This window comes from Porphyromonas gulae DSM 15663 (assembly GCF_000378065.1).
GTDB lineage: Bacteria > Bacteroidota > Bacteroidia > Bacteroidales > Porphyromonadaceae > Porphyromonas > Porphyromonas gulae.
The window spans coordinates 1-6,312 of sequence record NZ_KB899193.1 but is presented as its reverse complement, the minus strand read 5'-3'; the positions used below and the strand labels follow the sequence as shown (position 1 = coordinate 6,312).

Here is a 6,312-nt window from a genome sequence, read left to right as displayed (position 1 = left end):
CAGAGCAGATTATCCAATCAGAAGCCGACTACATTCTAAGCCTAAAAGGCAATCAAAAACACTTGTATGAGGATGTTCGGGATTGCTTCACAGGACAATACAGGTGTCATCGTTATGAGACCTTGGAGAAAGATCATGGTCGTATTGAGAAGCGGACTTATACCACATTACCGGCTTCAGAGGTCTTTGACGAGGGGGAATATAGTCAATGGCAAGGCTTGAGAAGTTTAATTCAAGTGGAGCGTGAGATTAGTAGTTTAGAGGGAGAGACCCGCATAGATAGACAGTATTATATCAGCAGTTTACCACCCGAAGATTGTCAGTTAATCGGGCAATATATTCGAGGGCATTGGGGAATTGAGAATCGACTCCATTGGCATTTGGATGTAACCTTTAGGGAGGATGCTTGTCGTGCTCGTAAGGATTATTCAGCCACCAATCTAAACACCTTGAGAAAGTTTGCTTTAGCCATTGTATCCGGTCACAAAGACAAACTATCCTTACGGAAGAGGTTGTTCAAAGCCGCTCTGAATATAGACTATCTCAAAAAGCTACTAAAGATTTGATGCGGTTGCCCTGGCTCTCAAATTCTGTTTTTCTCTATAGGGTGCACCAGAACCATTCTTTACAGGCACAAAACTGTCGGTAAATTTCTTTGTTTCAAAATCCGTGAATATCCCTATTTCGGCCAAGACTGTATACTTAATTCTGAAATTTGCAGTCGAATGTCAATTTTCAAGAGTTTCTGTCCGGTCGGTCTTTTTCGTTACATTTGCAGAGCGATAGAGATCTCCTGTTAAAGCCAAATCGCAGTATGTCAGCGAGATTCTATCGAACGACGGTGTTTTGTATTAAACGGCTAAATGACATTAGACATGTATCCGAACTTTACTCTTTCTCTTGATTTGTCCGGCCGATTGGGCCGAACTCATACGTGCACCGTATATTGCTTCCCCAAACACATGGATCTCGGCAACGAATAGGATTGGGATAATACTTCCATAATAGATCAAATGCATAAGGCACCCGCTCGGTTCGGTCATGAATTGAGCGGGTGCCTCTTTGTATTTCAACTCTTGAAAAGGCTTTTTTCAGCCCACGATCCATATACAAATCATTTACGATCTATATATAAATTAAAATCGTTTTGTATATAAATTGAAAACGATCTGTATATAGATCGTAAATGATTTGTATATGGATCGTTATCATGTATTGCGATATTCGTATCCTGATCTGAAGAAGTTCGTTCTATCTTCTCTTTGGCAGCCAAAAACACTTGCGTTTGGGTGCTTATTTAGAATGATTCTAAACTCATCTTCGTTGTTGAAAACTTTTTTGGCACATGTTTTTATACCAATGGATAGTACAAGCAGGGATGATTCGGCATTCGTGCCAGTAGAATTACAGATCCTTTCCATGCTTCTTCATACTTATTCGTATGCTGATCGGACACAAAGAAGATGAAGGGGGGCACTTAGAGGATAGAAGGGAGGGGATTTGTTAGGGCGGATTTCAAAAAAAAGTAAGGGCTATCTCCCGACAGCCCTTACTTCCTTATTAACCTTAAAATCTAATACCATGAAAAACACAGTACAAAAATAAGGCGATGTATTTCTCGTGCAACTATATTAGGCCAAAAAGGCGCATATTAGTCCAATCAATATTTGTTTTCGGCCTTATACTCTTGTTTTCTCCCATATTCGAACGGGGATCATACGCCAGAAAGCGACCAGTAAACGATAGCGCCAGTCGAAAGTCAGCAGTCTTTTTCGACGGATGACAGCCTTTACTATTGCTTGGGCAACTATCTTGGACTCCATCAGCATTGGATACTTACCGTCTCGCAACAGGGGGGTATCGACAAATCCGGGACGAATCTCCGTGATGGTCAGGTGCAGGCTATCTGCTGTGGCCAATTGGCGTATGGATTGGAGATAGTGCATTTGGAAGCGTTTCGTGGCGGAGTAGGCAGGAGCGGATCCCATTCCTCTTGTTGCTGCTACCGAACTGATGGCTACTATTTGGCCCTCTTTCCGAAGGCGAAAATAGCGGTAGGCGGCACCGACCATTCGGGTAAATCCCTCTCCGTTGGTGCGGAGGGTATCCAGTTCTTTCGTTTCGTCCAGTTGCGGATTGTTATAACCGATACCGGACGAGTGGAAGTATATATCCATACCGCCCATTTCTTCGATGAGGCGAGACAGCCGTTCAGGAGCATCGGAATGCGTGATGTCTATTACTGCTGTATAAACCTGAGAGGGATTCTCCTGCTTCAATGCATCGAGCATTTGGGTATTGCGACCGGCAACACCTACGAGCCAACCGCGAGAGATAAACAGGCGAGCTACATCAAGCCCGATGCCTGAGGTCGCTCCTACGACAATGATTCGTTTGGTTTCCATGATTTTCTGTTATGAAATGAAGTCCATCCCACGAAGAATTTCCGCCTCTTCCGTAGTGGCTCCTATGACAGTGAAAGCTTTCATCTCACGAGGGTGTGGGTAGGCTTTGCGTTGTTCTTCGAATGTCTTCGGCGATGCTCTTAGCGACCGATCCGGTACGAGCGGATCGAAGGTATGCAGCAAAGCCCTTTCGATACGATGGTCGGGGAAGAGCGTCAGGTCTATGATGGGATGAGTCGGTGGGGGAGGGGCTAAAGTATGCAGCAGGGGAAATTCCAGTCCGAATACTTCTGTAATGGCTTCAAGGCACATTCTGGCTCCATTGGCTTTCCCATCTGCAGAGAATCCTGCAATGTGAGGAGTCGCGATGTCTGCCAAATCCAACAGGCTGAGGTCTATATTGGGTTCTCCTTCCCAGCAATCTATTACGAGGGCTTGGAGCCATCCGCCTCTGACAGCCCGAATAAGAGCTTGGGTATCCGCTACGGCTCCTCGGCAAGCATTGATCAGGATGGGCTTTTTGTCTGCGCAGCTTCGTAACAAAGCTTCATCGATGAGGTGGTAGGTGGCATGAGGACCTTCATGGGTGAGGGGAACGTGGAATGAAATAATGTCGCACTGCTCCGCCAGTCGGCTTAGGGGAAGAAAGTTACTGTCCCGCTCTGCCTCCGACCGAGGAGGATCGCAGAGCAGGAGCTTCATGCCATAGGCGGAGGCCAAACGTTTCAGCTCACCGCCTACATGGCCTACACCCACTATACCCATTAGCTTCTCTCTCAGGGAAAATCCCTCGCGCAAAGCCAGACGGCACAGGCAGCACATTACATACTGCGCTACGGCCGTAGCATTACAGCCGGGAGAATTGCGCCAGAGGATACCATGGCTTTCGCAGTATTCGCGGTCGATATGGTCGAATCCGGCCGTGGCAGTCGTTATCAGCCGTACATCAGTACCTTGCAGAAGAGCCGGTGTGCACTTGGTGATGCTGCGGACGATCAGTGCCCGGGCATGACGTATCGTATCGGGAGAGAAGTGGCCCGAGTGCAGGTAAGTAATGTCAGCAACGGGATCGACAATACCTCTCAAATAGGGTACGGATGCTTCCGCCACTATTTTGAGAGGATCGGACGGAGGAGAGGAAAGCATTTCTTAGGCTTCGCCTTTTATTTTGGTTGGGAATGTAAATGTGGCATCCGATACACGTTGCTCGGTACGGATCTCGCCGTGTTCTGCTTCGTAGCGACGGATGTTGTCCGAGAGAGTGGTCAAAAGCCTTTTGGCATTGTCCGGAGTCAGGATGATGCGATTCTGAACTCGTGCATTGTCCCGATTCGGAACCATACGGATGAAGTCCATGATAAATTCGCTCGGAGAGTGCATCACGATACAGAGATTGCAGTAGTTGCCCTGAGCTATTTCTTCGGGCAGTTCGATGTTGATGGTTTTGCTTTCGTTTTCCATTTTTCTTGAATGTTTTTAAGAGGTATGAGGGGAAGTGCCAAGCCGAATAACGTACGGCGGCGTTACCCTCTTTCAAACAAAGTTACTCCTTTCGTCCAAATGCGAATAAGGGTTCACGTGCCACGAGTGGAATTATTGTGGCTCGAATTACGGATAATGCCCTTCTCCCATCCGACAAAAACATACCCTGTACGAAGTACGCTCTTTTGACAGAGGCATACTTTGTACAGGGTAAGTGAGCACGTCCTGATTCGGGACGGGATAAGGCGAGCTTATCGCAGGCGTTCGGCTGCTCGTATCATAGCTTCATCAGCCCCTATACCGCGAATGGCCAGGTAGTGCAGGATGATGGAGACTATTGGCATGCAGAGCCAAAAACGGAATCCGAACTCCAAGTTCTCAGCCGAGCATATCTGCCAAATCTGAATCCCCAAATAGATAAGAAAACCTATCGTCACGAGGATATTGAAGATACATAGTCTGATCTGCAAGATTCGCTTTTTGTAGAGGAATATGGTAGCGAACGAGATCAGTACGATGATGGTATCAAGTGCAAAAAGGCCCCAAGTGGACTTGACCAGCGCATTGGTAGCCGGTGCATATAGTCCTAATACGTTCATCACGTATCCTTGTCCTTCCGGCCCTATCAAAAGCCCTATCGGTTTGAATAGAAGTACCGTCATAGCTATACCTGCGAGCAGGAGCCACAGTGTCTGAATTCTCTGCCACATAAGTCGAAAAAGTTGGCGTTGTCAATAGAGATCAGTCGTTCGTGGATGTTGCTCCGGGCATACGGTAGTAGAGCTTGTCCTGCTCATATTCTGCCGTAGCTATCAGACCGGGTTTGGGCAGATGCTCATAGTAGCGCGAGATCTCGATCTGCTCACGATTTTCGAAGACTTCCTCCAGATTGTCATTTGAAGAAGAAAAGTCCTGAAGCTTCTTTTCCAGATCCTGTTTCATTTGCTGCCCGATTTGATTGGCACGCTTGGCTATGATCATCACTGTCTCGTACACGTTCTCCGTGTCTTCGCTCAGACGTACCATGTCGCGCGTAATGGTGTCCATGGGGACATTCATTTTCTTAAGCTCCATATATTTTATGATTGTTTTTGTTTTTAGTCGTACTTGTGCCAGGGCCTTTCCCTTCCGATCGGCTCCCTTGTCGATCCACCCTCTGCCGCCTCCTTCATGTCGCTGCGATGGGAGAGACTCCCCGGGTGTATATGAGCATTCGTCAAGCGTCTTGTGAGATATGCTTGCTGACGTTGTCGTAGATCTTTTTGGCTTGCTTGAGGTATTTCCCGTTAGGAAATTCATTGATGTAGGCAAAGTACTGGTCTGCCACATCACGGTAGCGCGTTTGCAACTTTTCGCTGACGCTGAAAGAAGCCTCTTCGTACATAGCCTGAAGCATCAGGAAGACCAGCTCTTCGCGATGCTTGGTGTATGGATAAGTCTTCAATGCAGCCTCTGCTGTGACTATGCAAGAGCGGTAGTTATTGCCCAAATACAAACCGAGATTGTAGTAGAGCTTGGCCGTCCTGTACTCCTTATAAGCAAGTTTGTCCTGCAGGTCGAACAGCATCTTCTCAACCTCTTTGGTGTATTTGCCATTGGGATAAAAATCGAGATATGACTGTAGCTCCTGAATAGCCGAATAAGTGTCCGATTGGTCTAATCGCGAGTCTGGTGATGCTTGGTAGAAACAATATCCTGCTTTGTAGCGGGCCTCATCGGCGCGTGCTCCCTTGGGATATTTATTGTAGTACTCCTGATAGCAGAGACCGGCATCGGCGTCGCGCTTCATCTCGAAATAGCATTCTGCCAGCAGATACATCAGCTGCTCGCCTTCGCCCGTGCCGTCGTATATGCCTCGCACATCTTCCAGCAAAGAGGCTGCCTTGCTGTACTTCCGTTCGTTGTAGAACTTCTTGGCATAAGAATACTTGAGGGTTGCATCGGGGCTCTGTTGTATCCTTATGAACTCTCCGCAGGATGCAAAAAGGAATGTCAGTGCAGCGAAAAAAATGAGCTTTCTGATTGTCATCTGTTTTTGTCTTATGATGGACTTAACCTCGCAAAGATAGCCGTTTTCCATATATATGAGACCTTTGCACGGCAATTGGCCTACATTTTATTTATTAATTCATTGTGTAATAGGAAGTTTTTTGTGTATTTGAGCAATGTTGTCCTAAATAAATTATGAGTTAGGCGTAACCCGTTGAGTTATACAGCCCAACGAAAAAATAAGAATTTTAATCCCGCCTTTCCCCTAATTGTTGTCATCCGGAGGCGGTTTGAAGGGTTCGTTAAGCCACTTTTCAAGATCAATTTTGGTAAAAGTGTTCAGCCTTAACGACACGACAAGGTTTGCCAGCCCCCATTTGTAACGAGCAGTATGCTTTAGCCAACAGAGTAGCAACATTGTTGTTAGGGCAGTCCA

At 46.7% G+C, this 6,312-nt stretch carries 7 protein-coding genes and 1 pseudogene; 1 reads left to right on the top strand and 7 read right to left on the bottom strand.

Annotated features, from left to right (window positions below):
- On the top strand, positions 1 to 566 hold a 566-nt coding region (locus F452_RS0110265), incomplete at its 5' end, for an ISAs1 family transposase (protein ID WP_018966103.1).
- A gap of 1,113 nt (positions 567 to 1,679) precedes the next feature.
- On the opposite strand, the gene F452_RS0110255 is transcribed toward F452_RS0110265, so the two are convergent.
- The 7 genes and pseudogenes from F452_RS0110255 to F452_RS12955 all read right to left on the bottom strand — a co-directional run.
- On the bottom strand, positions 1,680 to 2,405 hold the full coding sequence (locus tag F452_RS0110255; protein WP_018966101.1) for an SDR family NAD(P)-dependent oxidoreductase: 726 nt from the start codon (positions 2,403 to 2,405) through the stop codon (positions 1,680 to 1,682).
- Between the two features lie 9 nt (positions 2,406 to 2,414).
- A complete protein-coding gene (pdxB, locus tag F452_RS0110250) occupies positions 2,415 to 3,551 on the bottom strand; it encodes a 4-phosphoerythronate dehydrogenase PdxB (RefSeq protein ID WP_018966100.1) in 1,137 nt (378 codons plus the stop codon).
- A 3-nt stretch (positions 3,552 to 3,554) separates the two neighbouring features.
- Entirely contained in the window at positions 3,555 to 3,866 is a 312-nt protein-coding gene (locus tag F452_RS0110245; RefSeq protein WP_018966099.1) for a DUF3467 domain-containing protein, read from the bottom strand.
- A 272-nt stretch (positions 3,867 to 4,138) separates the two neighbouring features.
- Entirely contained in the window at positions 4,139 to 4,597 is a 459-nt protein-coding gene (locus tag F452_RS0110240) for a DUF4293 domain-containing protein (protein WP_018966098.1), read from the bottom strand.
- A 31-nt stretch (positions 4,598 to 4,628) separates the two neighbouring features.
- Positions 4,629 to 4,961, bottom strand: coding sequence for a DNA-directed RNA polymerase subunit omega (locus F452_RS0110235; RefSeq protein ID WP_004584487.1), 333 nt, complete (start codon positions 4,959 to 4,961; stop codon positions 4,629 to 4,631).
- Positions 4,962 to 5,103: 142 nt separating this feature from the next.
- Complete coding sequence (locus F452_RS0110230; protein ID WP_018966097.1) at positions 5,104 to 5,916, bottom strand: outer membrane protein assembly factor BamD; 813 nt, start codon at positions 5,914 to 5,916, stop codon at positions 5,104 to 5,106.
- A gap of 225 nt (positions 5,917 to 6,141) precedes the next feature.
- Positions 6,142 to 6,312: pseudogene (locus F452_RS12955) on the bottom strand (IS4 family transposase); the annotation flags it as partial.